This is a genomic window from Kaistella palustris DSM 21579, assembly GCF_000422265.1.
GTDB classification, from domain to species: domain Bacteria; phylum Bacteroidota; class Bacteroidia; order Flavobacteriales; family Weeksellaceae; genus Kaistella; species Kaistella palustris.
Window position 1 is genome coordinate 67,404 of sequence record NZ_AULL01000018.1, and the last position, 14,410, is coordinate 81,813.

Annotated in this window: 15 protein-coding genes; 10 read left to right on the forward strand and 5 right to left on the reverse strand. The window is 42.3% G+C overall.

From position 1 onward, the window contains the following. Positions 1–4 precede the first annotated feature (4 nt). From H562_RS0108660 to H562_RS0108690, 6 genes are all read left to right on the forward strand, one after another. The gene (locus H562_RS0108660) at positions 5–1,705 is read left to right on the forward strand and encodes a PspC domain-containing protein (protein WP_027377143.1); all 1,701 of its coding nucleotides are present in this window, start codon (positions 5–7) and stop codon (positions 1,703–1,705) included. A gap of 366 nt (positions 1,706–2,071) precedes the next feature. After that, positions 2,072–2,638: a 1-acyl-sn-glycerol-3-phosphate acyltransferase gene (locus tag H562_RS0108670; protein WP_027377144.1), complete on the forward strand. Its 567-nt coding sequence runs from the start codon at positions 2,072–2,074 to the stop codon at positions 2,636–2,638. A gap of 44 nt (positions 2,639–2,682) precedes the next feature. After that, positions 2,683–3,099, forward strand: a complete 417-nt coding sequence (locus tag H562_RS0108675) for a PaaI family thioesterase (protein ID WP_027377145.1) — start codon at positions 2,683–2,685, stop codon at positions 3,097–3,099. A gap of 42 nt (positions 3,100–3,141) precedes the next feature. Continuing rightward, a complete protein-coding gene (locus tag H562_RS0108680) occupies positions 3,142–4,116 on the forward strand; it encodes a chorismate-binding protein (protein ID WP_027377146.1) in 975 nt (324 codons plus the stop codon). Positions 4,117–4,142: 26 nt separating this feature from the next. After that, positions 4,143–4,694 (forward strand): DUF1543 domain-containing protein, encoded by a 552-nt coding sequence (locus H562_RS0108685; protein ID WP_027377147.1) that lies wholly within the window; start codon positions 4,143–4,145, stop codon positions 4,692–4,694. Between the two features lie 2 nt (positions 4,695–4,696). Next, complete coding sequence (locus H562_RS0108690) at positions 4,697–5,812, forward strand: 5-(carboxyamino)imidazole ribonucleotide synthase (RefSeq protein ID WP_027377148.1); 1,116 nt, start codon at positions 4,697–4,699, stop codon at positions 5,810–5,812. Positions 5,813–6,051: 239 nt separating this feature from the next. Here the strand turns inward: H562_RS0108690 and H562_RS0108695 are convergent, their stop codons facing one another. Next, positions 6,052–7,020, reverse strand: coding sequence for a YpdA family putative bacillithiol disulfide reductase (locus H562_RS0108695; protein WP_027377149.1), 969 nt, complete (start codon positions 7,018–7,020; stop codon positions 6,052–6,054). A 202-nt stretch (positions 7,021–7,222) separates the two neighbouring features. On the opposite strand from H562_RS0108695, the gene H562_RS0108700 reads away from it, so the two are divergent. The 3 genes from H562_RS0108700 (at position 7,223) to purE (ending at position 9,499) form a co-directional block, all read left to right on the forward strand. Continuing rightward, positions 7,223–7,696, forward strand: coding sequence for a CYTH domain-containing protein (locus H562_RS0108700; RefSeq protein ID WP_027377150.1), 474 nt, complete (start codon positions 7,223–7,225; stop codon positions 7,694–7,696). Between the two features lie 46 nt (positions 7,697–7,742). After that, on the forward strand, positions 7,743–8,921 hold the full coding sequence (locus tag H562_RS0108705) for a BaiN/RdsA family NAD(P)/FAD-dependent oxidoreductase (protein WP_027377151.1): 1,179 nt from the start codon (positions 7,743–7,745) through the stop codon (positions 8,919–8,921). A 68-nt stretch (positions 8,922–8,989) separates the two neighbouring features. Next, entirely contained in the window at positions 8,990–9,499 is a 510-nt protein-coding gene (purE, locus tag H562_RS0108710; RefSeq protein ID WP_027377152.1) for a 5-(carboxyamino)imidazole ribonucleotide mutase, read from the forward strand. A gap of 174 nt (positions 9,500–9,673) precedes the next feature. Here the strand turns inward: purE and H562_RS0108715 are convergent, their stop codons facing one another. After that, positions 9,674–10,876 carry an aminotransferase class I/II-fold pyridoxal phosphate-dependent enzyme gene (locus tag H562_RS0108715; RefSeq protein ID WP_027377153.1) on the reverse strand — a complete coding sequence of 401 codons (1,203 nt, stop codon included), beginning with the start codon at positions 10,874–10,876 and terminating at the stop codon, positions 9,674–9,676. 156 nt (positions 10,877–11,032) lie between these two features. On the opposite strand from H562_RS0108715, the gene H562_RS0108725 reads away from it, so the two are divergent. Then, positions 11,033–11,488, forward strand: a complete 456-nt coding sequence (locus tag H562_RS0108725; RefSeq protein WP_027377154.1) for an Lrp/AsnC family transcriptional regulator — start codon at positions 11,033–11,035, stop codon at positions 11,486–11,488. 76 nt (positions 11,489–11,564) lie between these two features. Here H562_RS0108725 and H562_RS14900 read toward each other — a convergent pair whose 3' ends face one another. The 3 genes from H562_RS14900 to H562_RS0108740 form a co-directional block, all read right to left on the reverse strand. Continuing rightward, complete coding sequence (locus tag H562_RS14900; protein ID WP_051190455.1) at positions 11,565–12,764, reverse strand: alpha/beta hydrolase-fold protein; 1,200 nt, start codon at positions 12,762–12,764, stop codon at positions 11,565–11,567. 9 nt (positions 12,765–12,773) lie between these two features. After that, on the reverse strand, positions 12,774–13,412 hold the full coding sequence (locus H562_RS0108735; RefSeq protein ID WP_027377155.1) for an alpha/beta hydrolase: 639 nt from the start codon (positions 13,410–13,412) through the stop codon (positions 12,774–12,776). Between the two features lie 164 nt (positions 13,413–13,576). Beyond that, positions 13,577–14,329, reverse strand: coding sequence for an acyl-CoA desaturase (locus H562_RS0108740; RefSeq protein ID WP_027377156.1), 753 nt, complete (start codon positions 14,327–14,329; stop codon positions 13,577–13,579). Positions 14,330–14,410 lie beyond the last annotated feature (81 nt).

The following is a 14,410-nucleotide window of genomic DNA, read 5'->3' on the forward strand; positions in this document are numbered from 1 at the left end:
AAAGATGAACAAGACACTCTCAATAGGACTTGCCGGTTTCTCTTTCACAATCGAGGAACACGCATATATAAAACTCAGCGATTATCTGGCCGCCCTTAAAAGCTCGCTCGATGCTGGTGAGGCAGATGAAGTAATGCACGATATCGAAATCCGGATGGTCGAGATATTCAAGGACTCTCTCGGTAAACGGGAAGTGATCAATGATACCGACGTAGAAAAAGTGATCGCTCAGATCGGCCGCCCGGAGCAGATTGAAGAACAGGAAGAAGCGTACTTCTCCGAAAAATCTGCAAAAAAAGAAAGCCGCACTTCTACCGCATACAGCGGCTCAAAACAACTTTTCCGCGATCCGGAAAAACAGAAAATTGCCGGTGTCTGCGCAGGTTTAGCGCATTATGTGGGAATGGATGTGAGCGCAATGCGTGCGATCTGGCTCGGAATTGCAATTCTCGGGATCTTCAGCGCTGCGATTTCTACCATGCTGATCATTCTGATCTACGTGATACTTTGGGCAGTATTACCTAAGGCAGAAACGGCTACAGATTTCCTGAAGATGAAGGGAAAGCCGATGAACTTTGACAATTTAAAAGAAGAGAGCACCAAAATTGTACAGTTTGCAAATGAATCTACGCAAAGAGTAGGTGAGATCTACAACGAAAACAAACCTTACATCGACAGAGCTGGCAGCGGCTTGTGGAATGTGATAAAATACATTATCGGTGGAATTTTAGCGATGATGGCGATTGGCAGTATCATCGGCGTATTTGTTCTTTTCGGAATGTTCGGTATGGATACCAATTTTCCGGGTGCCAATGAGATCCGGTTTTACTTTGCTGATAACGGTCTGGATAAGATTCTCTCTGCAATCATCATCATCGGTTCTCTCATTCCGGCGATACTCTTCAGTCTGTTAAGCATTAAGATCTTTTCGCCAAAAACAAAACTGAGAAATGTAGGTTGGGTAATTGGCGCACTGTTTATAACGCTAATGGCTCTGGGCGCTTATTTCGGCGTGAGCATGGCCAAAAAGGAAGCCTTCCTGAAAGGTCATAAAGAGGATACCGAAAATGTAGACATCAACACCACGTCCGACAGTTTATATGTGGATTTAAAGCAGGTCACGATTCCTCAGAATTTTACAGGTTACGATGATGATATTTATTCTGACAAGAAAATGGTGTTCGAAGAAGATTATCCATCGGTGGATGTTACCAGAAAATCCGATATCACTGCGCCTTATCTTGTCATTAAAAAAGAAGGAAAAGGCTATAATATTCCAATTCAGCTCAATGTTCCTGTGGAGATTCAGGGTAATCGGATTCTGCTGCCAAACTTTGTAAAATATCCCTACGAGCACCGATTCCGAAATTACAATGTGAATTATGAACTTGTTGTTCCGCAGAAAACCAAGATCTTCAAAGTCCGAGACAACGTGCTGAACCTGGAAGGAGAGCTGGATGGTGATGGTAACCGCGATGATAATGATGATGATGATATGAGTGACAATGTGAACATCAACATCGGCAAGAATTCCATCGTGGCAAATTCCGGGAACAGAGATTCGATGATTGTGAACGGTAAAAAAGTTTCCAAAGAAACCGGAAAACGAATGATCGATTCTATGGATGTGGATTTCAAGGACCTAAAGAATGTGAACATCTCCATCAAAAACGGAAAGAAAGAAATTTCCATTAAAACCAAATAATGAGAGTGGATAAGCAAAAGCAGCAGACTGCAACCCAATCATCTTTGCTGGTGCTGAGGATACAGAAACTGCTTTTCGCTTGTTCATCCATACCAAATTTTAATTAAAATTTAACATTCGGGATTGCATGGTCAGCGGTAAAATACCTAATTTCGTATCGTTAATTTTCAGATTATCAATTAACATTTTAAAATCTACAACATGGTACAGTTCGTTTTCGAGATCGCAGTAAAAATCGTTGATCTGATCAGCAGTTTATTTTAGAAGAATTTATTCAATATATTTGTAAAAGTATAACCAGATCTTTGGTTATACTTTTTTGTTAACTGTACGAAATTTTTTTTCTGTTTCCAGAATTTTACCCTCATGAAAAAGATCCTCGCAAAACTTATCCTCAAGATCATCGGCTGGAAAATCGTGCTCGAAGGCGATGTGAATAATCTCGACCGCTGCATCCTGGTTGTCGCACCGCATACGGCCAATGAAGAATATCTGCTCGGAAACCTGGCATATTGGGCGCTGGATAAACCCTTGAAGGTGATCATCAAAGATGCGCACACCAAAGCCTGGTATGGTTTTGTGGTAAAGGCGCTGGGCGGCATCGGCATCGACAGGTCACAGAAAAATGACCTCGTAAAATTTGTGGTCGATGAATTTAAAAAAGACAGTTTCAGCCTGGTGATCACGCCCGAAGGAACCCGAAGCTGGGTACCAAAGTGGCGCAAAGGTTTTTACCACATGGCTTTGGCGGCGAAAGTTCCCATCGTAGTAGCGGCCGGCGATTTTAAACAAAAAGAAATTCACCTCGGCTATAAAATTTCTGTACACGATCTCGAAACCCGCCCATACGAAGACATTATGCGGGAAATGGAAGATTATTACAAAAAAATCACGCCAAAATATCCCGAAAAATGGAATCCGAAAATCTACTGATATTCCAAAAAACCGGCAAAATTTAAACTCAACCTCATTTTTAAATGGAAAATAAAGAACAGATATTAGAAAAACTGAACACCTGGGGCGGCGAAAATTTAGGTAAGACCTTAGATATCGTGTTTACAGATGTCACTTCTACAACGCTTACTGCTACAATGCCTGTGACACCAAAAGTTCATCAGCCATACGGAATTATGCACGGCGGCGCCAGTTGCGTGCTGGCAGAAACGCTGGGTTCCTGTCTTTCGGTCATACATGTAGATACCGAAAAATTTGCGCCGGTCGGAACCAACATCAATTCCAACCATTTAAGAAGTAAGAGAGAAGGTCTGGTTACGGGCACTGCAAAATTCATCCGCAAAGGAAAAACCATGCACGTTTCGGAAATCGAAATACGCGACGAGAAAGGTGAGCTCATCAACCATACGACCATGACAAATAATATTATTCCGCGGTAAGCACCGTTATATTAGATTTATATTCCGGATAATACAGATACAATGCTCTATTTTCGATTTCCTTTTTCCGACCAGCTTTATACTACAGATGAAGATTCATCGGAAAATGCGGTGACTTTTCATTCCTTTGATGAAAATGAAAAACTTTTCTTCACCGGCAATATCACCGAAATTTCGGAGCGTGACTTTTTAAAAAATGAAGTTTTCAGCGATGAATTAATTTCTGAAATTAATGATTTTACTGAAGAATCCCGGACTTTCTATGAGCAGAAAATCAGCGAAGTAATTGATGTCATCAAGCAAAAGCAACTTGCGAAAGTGGTGATTTCGCGCCGCAAACTCTTAGACCTCAGCAATAAAATAGTCAGTTTATCGAGGACTTTTCTGCAGCTTTGCAATTCCTATCCAAATGCTTTGGTTTATTTTTTCATTAAAGGTGAGCGTTGTTGGTTAGGAGCATTTTCGGAACTTTTGGGAAAGTTCAACCGCAAAAGCGGCGCCTTCGAAACCATGAGCCTTGCGGGCACGCTTCCTTTAAATGAAACCTGGTCTGCCAAAGAAACCGAGGAGCAGATGGCGGTTACAGATTTTATTAAAAGTGTACTGGTAAATTATTCGCAGTCGGTAGAACAGGGCGAAACATGCGATCATATCTCCGGAAACATCAAACATTTACGCACCGATTTTAAAGCCGCGGTCTCAGCGGAAATTTTGCCGCAACTTATTGCTGAACTTCATCCCACGCCGGCTGTATGCGGCATTCCCAAAGCGATTTGTAAAGATATTATTGATGATTTCGAAGAACATCCACGGAAATTCTACGCCGGCTACATTGAAATAGAAACTGAGGGTTTCCTGCAGTATTTTGTAAATTTACGCTGTGCAGAGTTTTTCCGAAATGCCGCGCTGATCTACGTTGGTGGCGGAATTACCGCAGACAGCCAGCCAGCAAAAGAATGGCAGGAAACTGAACTGAAGGCGGAGGCGCTCTTAAACAACATCATTTTCGCACCTTAATCAGCCGGACCGGCAAAAAAATTAACATGAAATTATTTTATACCATTCTCGGAGCCACACCAACGGGCAGGAATACCGAGCAGCACGACGTGTTTTTTGGTATCGCAGAAACACTGAAGGATTTGATCCCGCACATGAAAAGTTTCTGGCCCGAGGCAAAAGGTCAGATTCATATCGACTGTTATCAGGAAGTGCAGTTTGCAGACGGTTTCGAAATTAAGATCGTGGAGAAGACCTCGAAGGTTTTCGATGAGCATCTTTTTTTCATCAATCTTGGTGGATATCAGCCCGGCAGATTTGAGGAGCTTCACCAGCAATATTTAATGGTGGGAAAATCGCTGGGCGAAATCATTAAAAGAGTAAAGCAGACCGAGTTTTATAAAACAATGGGATTTAAAAATGCGACCAGCCATATTGATGACAAACACGGCGTCGACATTGATGATATTTTTAAAGTGAATGATATCCTGCCGCCGGAAATGAAAAGTAAATATTCAATTCAGCTCGTGAAATCACCCGAAGAACTGCAGGAAAACTTTACCCACATTGGCTATTTAAAAATCGACAAAATAAAATAAATATGAAAATCGGAATTTTAGGCGGCGGCCAGTTAGGCCGAATGCTGATTCAGGAAGCTTTGAAATATGATGACGAATTTTACGTGCTCGATCCCAAACCGGAATGTTCCTGTGCGCATATTTCTTTTTTCACGCAGGGCAATTTTAATGATAAAAATACGGTTTTCAGTTTCGGAAAAGATAAAGATGTGGTTTCAATCGAAATTGAACATGTAAGTGTAGAAGGTCTCGAAATGCTGGAAGAGAAAGGTGTCAAGGTCATCCCGAGCTCAAATATCATAAAGATCATTCAGCAGAAAATTTTGCAGAAACAGTTTTATGAGGAACACCAAATCCCAAGTCCTGAATTCCAGGTTATACTTTCCCGTGAGGAAGAGATCATAATTGGCTTTCCGTTTGTGCAGAAATTAAATACCGGCGGTTATGATGGCAAAGGCGTGCAGGTCATTAAAGATGAAAACGATCTCAGTAAACTGTGGGACGAACCTTCGGTTTTGGAAAAACTTGTTGATATTGATAAGGAGCTGTCTTTGATTATTGCTAAAAATGAAAGCGGCGAAATCAAGACTTTTCCGGTCACAGAAATGGTGGCCGATCCGCAGCTCAACCTTCTGGATTTTAATATCTGCCCGGCCCAGATTACTGACGATGTTCAGACACAGATCGATAAAATTGCTGAACAGTTCATGCAGGCTGCGAATTCTGAAGGTTTGTTTGCCATAGAACTTTTCCTCGATACGGATGGAAAAGTCTGGGTTAATGAAACCGCGCCCCGACTGCACAATTCCGGCCACCAGACGCAGGAGGGCAATACCAATTCGCAGTTTGAGCAGTTTTACCGCGTGCTGAAAAATTTACCTTTAGCAGATACTTCACATTTCGCCTATTCAGGTATGTTAAACCTGGTTGGCGACGAACACCATTCCGGTAAAGTGAAATATGAAGGTTTGGAAAATGTCTTGAAACTCCCAAATTCCTATGTACATCTTTACGGAAAAACAGACACGAAACCGGGCCGTAAAATGGGACATATCAATGTGTTGGCAGACTCGCGAGAAAAACTCATGCAGGACCTCATTCACATAAAATCTTTGGTAAAAGTTGTTGCGGAAAAGTAAAAGCGCAAATCAAAAAAAATTATCTAACCTTCATAAATCAGCGAAATACACATTGAATAAACATCCGCATAGACCGAAGTAAAGATCTTTTTTTATGAATCTGTTTCCCCTTTTTAAGCCGAAATTCCTGTCTTGAAATGCAGATCTGCGGATCACCGTTTAGCCCCGTGTAATCTCACCTTCAAAGGAAATTTAATTTCGTAAATGATTTTTTGTGGTTGCTAAACCACCGGAAATTTCTACGCGTTCCGCAAGATGTTTGAAACAATTATTTCCGCATGGATCCGCGAGTTTTCAATAAACCAAAGGTGTGTGTCTTTCCCGCCGCACACCACGCCTGCCAAATACAGATTCGGCACATTTGTTTCCATAGTTCCGGGGTTGTAGAAGGGATTCAGGCATTCGCCCTGTAATATAATGCCGCTGTCTTTCAGGAAATCAAAATCGGGCAGATAACCGGTCATGGCCAGGACAAAATCATTTTCAATTTCCGCGATCTGACCTTTTTCGTTTTTAAAGGTAACCGAATTTTCGCCGATTTCCATTAATTCAGAATTAAAATATGCGGTGATATTTCCTTCTGCAATTCGGTTTTCTATGTCGGGCTTCACCCAGTATTTTACGCTTTTTGAGATTTCTGCATGACGGATGATCATGGTGACCTGTGCGCCTTTCCTGTAAGTTTCCAGCGCCGCATCTACCGCCGAATTGCTGGAACCCACAACCACGACTTTTTGTTTGGCATAAGGATAGGGCTCAGTGTAATAATGTCTGACTTTCGGCAGATCTTCGCCGGGAATATTCATGATATTCGGGATGTCATAGAATCCTGTAGAAATGATCACATTTTTGGCGGTATAGTTGCCTTTTGTGGTTCCAACAAGAAAAGCGCCGTCTGCGTTTTTTCTGACCTTTAATACTTTTTCGTACAGCTTGATGTTCAGGTTTTTCTGTCTGGCAATTCCCTGATAATACTCCAGGGCTTCCTGCCGGCCCGGTTTTGGCGCGGTAGATATAAATGGAATTTCGGCGATCTCCAGTTTTTCTGCGGTTGAAAAAAAGCGCATATATAAGGGATAGCTGTAAAGCGAATTAACGATCGTCCCTTTTTCGATGACCAGATAACTGAGTTTATTTTTTTCGGCTTCCAGCGCGCAGTTTAAACCGATCGGTCCTGCGCCGATGATGAGAATATCCAAAGTTTGCATGGTACAAAGATAGCGTAAAAGCGAAAAAAGATTTCAGCTAAAGTCCTTTGAAAAAAAAGTAGTGAGCGGTATGAAAAAAGGCTGCAAATTTTTAGACTGCGATCACATTTGTAAGAATACTAAAACTTATATTAGATAAATAATAAAACATGATCCGTGAATATTTTTTAGAGTTTTCACGGTGTTTTTTAAATACCAAAATATGCCATTAGAGATTGAAAGAAAATTCCTGGTCGATCGGGAAAAGTGGAACAAGATAGAGAAAAGCACAGGCGAACATTTTCGCCAGGGATATCTGCTGACCGACCCACAGAAAACCATTCGCGTGCGAAAGACCGCCGATAAAGGTTTTCTGACAATTAAAGGAATTTCCACGGGTGCCACCCGATCCGAGTTCGAGTATGAAATTCCGGTGACCGAGGCGCAGGAACTTCTGGATCAGTTCGCGGTGTCTGAACTTTCGAAAATACGCTACAAAATATCTTTTGGGGGAAAACTTTGGGAAGTTGATGAGTTTCTCGGCGATAACCAGGGACTCATCATCGCAGAAATAGAACTAGAAAGCGAAGATGAAGATTTTGGGATCCCCGGTTTTGTCGGGCGCGAAGTGACAGGTGAGGGAAAATATTATAACTCGAACCTCACGCTTAAACCCTTCAAGAGTTGGGATCTATAGTTGAAAACCTGCAGCTTGACGACAAACAAAATCCTATTTTTGCAGCATGACTGAAAATGAAATCGTGATCGTGGGCGCCGGTCCTGCAGGCTTAATGGCTGCGCAGATCTTGGCCGAAAACGGTCATAAAGTTCACGTTTACGAACAAAACAAAGCTGCAGCGCGGAAATTTCTCGTGGCAGGAAACGGCGGTTTTAACCTGACCCACAGCGAACAAATCGGCACTTTTCTGGAGAAATACGATGCTGAAGAAATCCGGAATATCGTCGAATGTTTTAATAACCAAAAAGTCATAGATTGGCTGGCTGACCTGGGAATTACTACATACACCGGAAGTTCAGGCAAAATCTTCCCGACCAGAAACTTTAAACCGATCCAGGTTCTGAAAGCCTGGCTGGAGCGCTTAGAGATGCTCGGAGTCACCATTCATTACAGTCACGTTTTTGTTGATTTTAATGACGCTGAAATCTATTTTGAAAATAATCAGCAGCAGACAGCAGTCAAATATTCGAAACTAATTCTTGCGCTCGGCGGCGGTTCCTGGAAAAAAACCGGTTCCGATGCGAAATGGATGGAAATCTTAAGTAAAAAAAATATTGGTCTAAAACCGCTGGAGCCGGCAAATTCAGGATACAATACGCATTTTAAATTTACGACTCTGCAAGGACAGTATCTGAAAAATATACGGCTGACCTTTCAGGAACATACCAAAAATGGTGAACTCGTTTTTACAAAATATGGGATCGAAGGAAGTCCCGTCTATTATCTGAACCGTTTCACCAGGCCGTTTGAGTTTCCGCTGACACTTTATATCGACTTAAAGCCGAACCTAAGCGAAGCAGAAATCCTGGGTTATTTAAAATCTTCCGACAGAATAAGTGCGGTTTTAAAAAAACAGCTGAAAATTTCGACAACTGCTCTAAATCTTTTAAAGACTTTAGATAAAGAAACTTATACCAATGTTGAAATTCTGGCCAGACTGATCAAAAAATTTCCCGTTGAGATCCTGAGTTTCAGACCAATCGATGAGGTTATTTCTACCGCTGGCGGTGTGTCGTTTTGTGAACTTACGCACGAACTTGAACTTAGAAAATATCGAAATGTGTTTTGCGCGGGCGAAATGCTGGACTGGGAAGCGCCAACCGGCGGCTATCTGTTGCAGGCCTGCTTCAGCACCGGATTTTGGGTTGGCCAGGCGGTGAGTAACTCGCTAAAACCACATTAACGGGAAACTTAATTTAATTTCAATTTTCCCTAACTTTGAGCCCGCATAAAAACCTTAAATTTTAATCAATGGTCGGAATAATAATGGGCAGCCAGAGCGATCTGCCAATAATGGAGCAGGCGGCAGATTTTTTGAAATCCCTCGACATTCCTTTCGAACTCACCGTAGTTTCCGCGCACAGAACACCGGAACGTATGTTTGATTATGCAAAAACCGCTAAAGCACGCGGTTTGAAAGTAATAATTGCCGGTGCGGGCGGTGCTGCTCATCTGCCGGGAATGGTTGCGAGCTGTACCACATTGCCTGTGATCGGTGTGCCGCTCCTGTCGTCAAATTCCATTGATGGTTGGGATTCTGTGTTGTCGATTTTGCAGATGCCGGCTGGGATTCCGGTGGCAACGGTTGCGCTGAACGGTGCTGCGAATGCAGGAATTTTGGCGGCGAAAATTTTGGGGACTTCCGATCAAAGTATTTCGGCTAAGCTGGGATTGTATCAGGATTCATTGAAAGACAAAGTGTTGGGAACGATACAGGAAATTCAGCAAAAGCACCCTAACAGTTACGACCGAAAATTTTAGAAATAAACCGATAGCCGAAAACGAAAAGTGTAATGTTCCTTTAAAACTAATTTGCATTTGCAGGTATCAATCGACAAGCAGTTTGAACTCACTTTAATTTGAACACTGGCAGTAGCATAAAAAAAAGACCTTGCGATGAGGTCTTTTTTTTACAATTATTTGATCGGAAATATTTTAAAGGATGTTGACCTGCTGCATACACCACTTCATTTTTTCATAAGTTCTTTTAATGTCATGATCCAAACCGACAGACATTCTGATCAAGCCGGGCGACAGTCCCATTTCTTTCTGTTCATCTTCGGGGATTTCCGAGGAAGTGGAACTTCCCGAAGCTGAGAATAAAGTTTTGTAAAATCCCAGACTCACCGCCAGATAGCCCAGGTTTTCTTTCTGCATCAATTCCATCAGTTCGTTGGCTTTTTCCACGGTTTTCACATCCAAAGTCATTAAGCCACCAAAACCGTACTCAGCATTCATCATGGTTTTGAACAGTTCATGTTGTTTATGACTTTTCAGCCCCGGATATTTCACGGTCAGGCCATCTTCTTCAAATCTTTCAGCAAGATACTGTGCATTTTCACTGTGTTTTTTCATTCTGATATGCAGTGTGCGAAGATTCTTCAGTATACTCGCCGCACGGAAACTGTCCATGGTCGGTCCCAACAGCATGCACGCACCGGAATTCACATCCTTTAAGTCATTAACAAAATCCGAGGAAGCGCAAACCACGCCTGCTACCGCATCGCTGCTGCCATTGATGAATTTTGTTAAACTGTGGATCGTGATGTCGGTACCCAAAGTCTGGGGCGAAACTGAAAGCGGCGAAAAAGTATTATCTACAACAAGTCTGAGATTGTGTTTTTTGGCAATCTTTGCCAACTCCCGCAGGTCAGCGATCTCCAGCAGCGGGTTACTCACGGTTTCGCAGAACAGCACTTTGGTGTTTTCGTTAATGGCGTTTTCTACTGCTGAGAGATCAGTAATATCTACGAATGAAGTTTTTATCTGAAAGCCGGGCAGAAAGTTTTTCATAAAAGCATAAGTACCGCCGTAAATGGTACGGCTGGAAATGATGTGATCGCCACTTTTGCACAGCTGCAAAAGGGTAGAAGTGATCGCACCCATACCCGAGGCAGTGACATTCGCACTTTCGGTACCTTCCATCTGAGCCAGAGCTTCACCAAGATACAGATTGCTGGGAGAGGAATGCCTGGAATACAGATAACAGCCTTCAGTATTGCCTTCAAATGTGTCGAACATGGTTTTTGCTGAAAGAAAAGTGTAGGTTGAACTGTCGGAAATTGAAGGGTTTACACCGCCAAATTCACCAAAATACTGCAGGTCCTGAATGTTGTTTGCCGCATCGAAATTTTCCATGATTTAATTTTTTGTTTTGTTAAAAATCACTCTTTTAAGATTAAGAAACAACGGTACCTGTAATTTTTAGATTTTAAAACGGTGCAGATTTATTTTTAAAGAATAAAAATCTATATTTGAATAATCTAATGCTTTACCGGCGAAAAAAATTCCCAAATGCTTGACGCGAAAGATAAAAAACTGCTTGTTTTACTCCAGACCAATGCCAAAAAAACCACCAAAGAACTCGCCGGTGAACTCGATCTTTCGGTAACTGCAGTTTTTGAACGTGTTAAAAAACTTGAGAAGCAGCATGTCATTGAAAAATATGTGGCACTGGTTGACAAAGATAAACTCGCAAAAAACTTTATTGTTTTATCGCAGGTGAAGCTGGTGCAGCACAGGAAAGAGTATATTACTCAATTCGAAAAGGAAATTACCCAGTTCCCGGAAGTTCTGGAATGTTTTCATGTGTCCGGCGACTACGATTACATTTTGAAAATCTGCGTTGGCGACATTACAGAGTACCGTGAATTTATGGTAAATAAGCTCACTAACCTGCAGCATATTGCGAGTACGCAAAGTTCTTTTATGATCAAAGAAGTCAAAAATACGACCGTGATCGAACCATAAAACGGAAGGAATAATTAAGGGCGACTGTCACATGAGAAATATTTTAAGTAAGATTCGGGATTGAATTTGCCATGTATCACCTCTTACTTTTCTCAACGTGTGCGTTTTCAAATGAAGTGTTTTGAAAAAGCCACCGGTATGCCGCAGCAAATTCGCCTTGCCAGTAATTTTCATTGTGTTTGCCGTAAGGATCCAGTTTTAGGAATGTGTTTTCCGTAGTTAAGCCTTTTGCCTGCAGCCGTAACTTCACAGCTTCGATATCAGCAGGCATTGTAGCGCTTTCGGCTGAACCGGCCACAAAGTAAATCCGCATCGCAGACAGATTCGCCGCAGATTTTTCAATATAACTGTTGAGTTGAGTGCCAACAATCCAGTAAGCAGGACTGAAAGCACCGATCTTAGAAAAAGTGCCGCTATATTTTATGCCGCCGTATGTTGAAATTAAAGCGCCCAAAGAACTTCCGATCAAAGCGTTGAACTCCTTTTCAGGTTTAGTGCGGTAATGCGCATCGACGTAAGGTTTTAAAGTTTCACAGATGAACTGCATGTACAGATCACCTTTGCCGCCGCCATATTTGGGATTATTCCACGGTGTATACTCGTCAATCCTGCTGGTGCCCCCATTATCGATCCCGATGACAATCGCGCCATAGTCACCCTGTGTAAAAAGTGTATTCAATGTTTCATCTACCTGCCATTCGCCGGCAAAAGCAGTTGCTTCATCAAAGAGATTTTGACCGTCGTGCATATAAAGTACAGGATAATTCTTGGCGCCCGTATCGTAATCCGGAGGCAGGTAAATCCAGATCTTACGGGTTGTATTAAGCTGTGGTACCGCGAAATTTTCGCTCATCACATGCACATTTGACGCAGCTGTCCCGCGGCTTGGTACACTCGCAAAATCTTTCCAGGAAAGAATATTCGAATTGAGGGTTTGGGGTTTCCCTGTGAAGTGGGCGGTCCGGTTTTTCATTTCACCGGAAGTCGAGTCGGTTTCTACCGAAGCCCAGGTTCCCCGCGTAAATTTATATTCCAGCGTGCCGGAACTTTCAGGAACAGTATAAGTGTAATTGCCGTGGCTATCTTTCTTCATCGCCGTAGAACCGGGATTCCAGCCATTAAAATTTCCGGCGACAAAAATAGTGGCTTTATCAGGCGTGCCGGTGGGAATGTTTCTTACTTTAAGCGTGATTTGCGCCGTGATCTGTACAGAAACCAGCAAAGCGGGCAGGAAAAATTTTTTCGTTTTTCTTTTTAATGTATTCAGCTTACACATTAACGGTAATTATTTTTTAAAGAATTCCATCAGGTCCATATAGTTTTTCTGATTCACACCGTGCCCGCTCATATATTCCCTGAAACTGAAATAGCAACTCAGGTCATAAAGTATCTCTGCAGCCTTTCTGGCCCATTCCACAGGAATTACAGCATCGTCGGTGCCGTGTGAAACGAAAAATCGCAGGTGTTCCAGTTTCTTCTTGTCTTTCACCACAGGATCCACAAGTTTTTCTTCCAAATAACAGCTTAGGCAGGCTACCTTCGAAAACAACTGCGGGTTCTGGAGCGCCAGCGCATAACTCAGAATTCCGCCCTGTGAAAAGCCGGCAATATGCGTCTTGTTTTCAGTGAGACCGTAAAGATTGGTGATTTTCATTATATTCTCCAGAATCATATCCAGTGATTTCCTGGCTTGCGGCAAATCTATACGGTTTTCCACGTTCACCAGATCGATGTCATACCACGAAAATCCTTCGTAAGCAGTGTTGAAGGGTGCGCGGAAACTCACGATGAGCCAATCCTCCGGCAGTGTGGGCGCAAAACTGAAAAGGTCATTTTCGTTGCTGCCATAGCCGTGAAGCAAAATTAAAAGCGGCGTTTTTTCGGTGATTGTTGCGGGTTCGCGCACGAGGTATTTTAAATCCATAAGACAAAGATAAAGTTTTAATACAGGCTTCAGAAGTTTTGGGACCGCTTTTGTAAGATGCTTTTTTTTTAGCTCTACTGTAAAAGCTAATTCCGTTTTTACAGAAAATCATCAGGCATTAAAACAAAAATCCACCTCATCCTGGTAAGACGGGCGGTTTTTGATTAGTGATCCCTGCGGACGACTTCTATCGGTTTCAGTTTAATGAGTTTCATTTTATCCAATACGATCATGATGTAGTAAGTCACATCGATCTCGTGCCATCTTACACCACCGAAGTTTGCGCGGCCACCGTGTTTGTGGTGATTGTTGTGGTACGCTTCACCCATCATCAGCCAGTCGAATCTGAAAAGGTTTTTAGACGTATCGGAAACTTTAAAATTGGTGTACCCGTAAATATGCGCAAACCAGTTGATGATCACGCCGTGAATTGGCGCCATCATATAGGCAACGGGCAGTAAAAGCCATTGCCACCACGCTGTTGCAAAGAAATAGAAAAAAGCGGTGTAAGCGATTGCCCAGCCAATCCGCGAAAACCATGAACTGGCGAACCTGTCGAAACCTTCCCATTGTGGTACATTCTTGGTAAATTTTTCTTCGATGATGGCTTTCTGACTGTTAATGTCGGCATATATTTTCTTTGTCCGCCACATCATCGAGAATAAATTGTCGTCGTATTTCGGTGAATGAGGATCTTTTTCGGTATCCGCAAAAGCGTGGTGCATACGGTGCATTACGCCATAGCCGTAAGCTGAAAGGTAATTGGATCCCTGAGTCACCCAGGTGAGAACAAAGCAAAGTTTTTCGCCAAATTTCGACATTTTAAAGGATTGATGCGCGGCGTAACGGTGCAGAAAGAAAGTTTGAAAAAACAGCCCTGAATACCACAGGACTATGATAAATAATATGATTGCCATTAAATTTTGATTTATGTAAAGATAATTGATTTTTGGTGCCTAATATCTTATTTGGGAATTTTTTAACTTCGTAAAACATAA

Excerpts from the sequence above, each read along its gene's own strand:
- H562_RS0108685 (WP_027377147.1), top strand. The coding sequence starts at position 4,143 with ATGAAATTATTTTATACCATTCTCGGAGCCACACCAACGGGCAGGAAT.
- H562_RS0108660 (WP_027377143.1), top strand. The coding sequence starts at position 5 with ATGAACAAGACACTCTCAATAGGACTTGCCGGTTTCTCTTTCACAATC.
- H562_RS0108675 (WP_027377145.1), top strand. The coding sequence starts at position 2,683 with ATGGAAAATAAAGAACAGATATTAGAAAAACTGAACACCTGGGGCGGC.
- H562_RS0108700 (WP_027377150.1), top strand. The coding sequence starts at position 7,223 with ATGCCATTAGAGATTGAAAGAAAATTCCTGGTCGATCGGGAAAAGTGG.
- H562_RS14900 (WP_051190455.1), bottom strand. The coding sequence starts at position 12,764 with ATGTGTAAGCTGAATACATTAAAAAGAAAAACGAAAAAATTTTTCCTG.
- H562_RS0108705 (WP_027377151.1), top strand. The coding sequence starts at position 7,743 with ATGACTGAAAATGAAATCGTGATCGTGGGCGCCGGTCCTGCAGGCTTA.
- H562_RS0108735 (WP_027377155.1), bottom strand. The coding sequence starts at position 13,412 with ATGGATTTAAAATACCTCGTGCGCGAACCCGCAACAATCACCGAAAAA.
- purE (WP_027377152.1), top strand. The coding sequence starts at position 8,990 with ATGGTCGGAATAATAATGGGCAGCCAGAGCGATCTGCCAATAATGGAG.
- H562_RS0108715 (WP_027377153.1), bottom strand. The coding sequence starts at position 10,876 with ATGGAAAATTTCGATGCGGCAAACAACATTCAGGACCTGCAGTATTTT.
- H562_RS0108690 (WP_027377148.1), top strand. The coding sequence starts at position 4,697 with ATGAAAATCGGAATTTTAGGCGGCGGCCAGTTAGGCCGAATGCTGATT.
- H562_RS0108695 (WP_027377149.1), bottom strand. The coding sequence starts at position 7,020 with ATGCAAACTTTGGATATTCTCATCATCGGCGCAGGACCGATCGGTTTA.
- H562_RS0108725 (WP_027377154.1), top strand. The coding sequence starts at position 11,033 with ATGCTTGACGCGAAAGATAAAAAACTGCTTGTTTTACTCCAGACCAAT.
- H562_RS0108740 (WP_027377156.1), bottom strand. The coding sequence starts at position 14,329 with ATGGCAATCATATTATTTATCATAGTCCTGTGGTATTCAGGGCTGTTT.
- H562_RS0108670 (WP_027377144.1), top strand. The coding sequence starts at position 2,072 with ATGAAAAAGATCCTCGCAAAACTTATCCTCAAGATCATCGGCTGGAAA.
- H562_RS0108680 (WP_027377146.1), top strand. The coding sequence starts at position 3,142 with ATGCTCTATTTTCGATTTCCTTTTTCCGACCAGCTTTATACTACAGAT.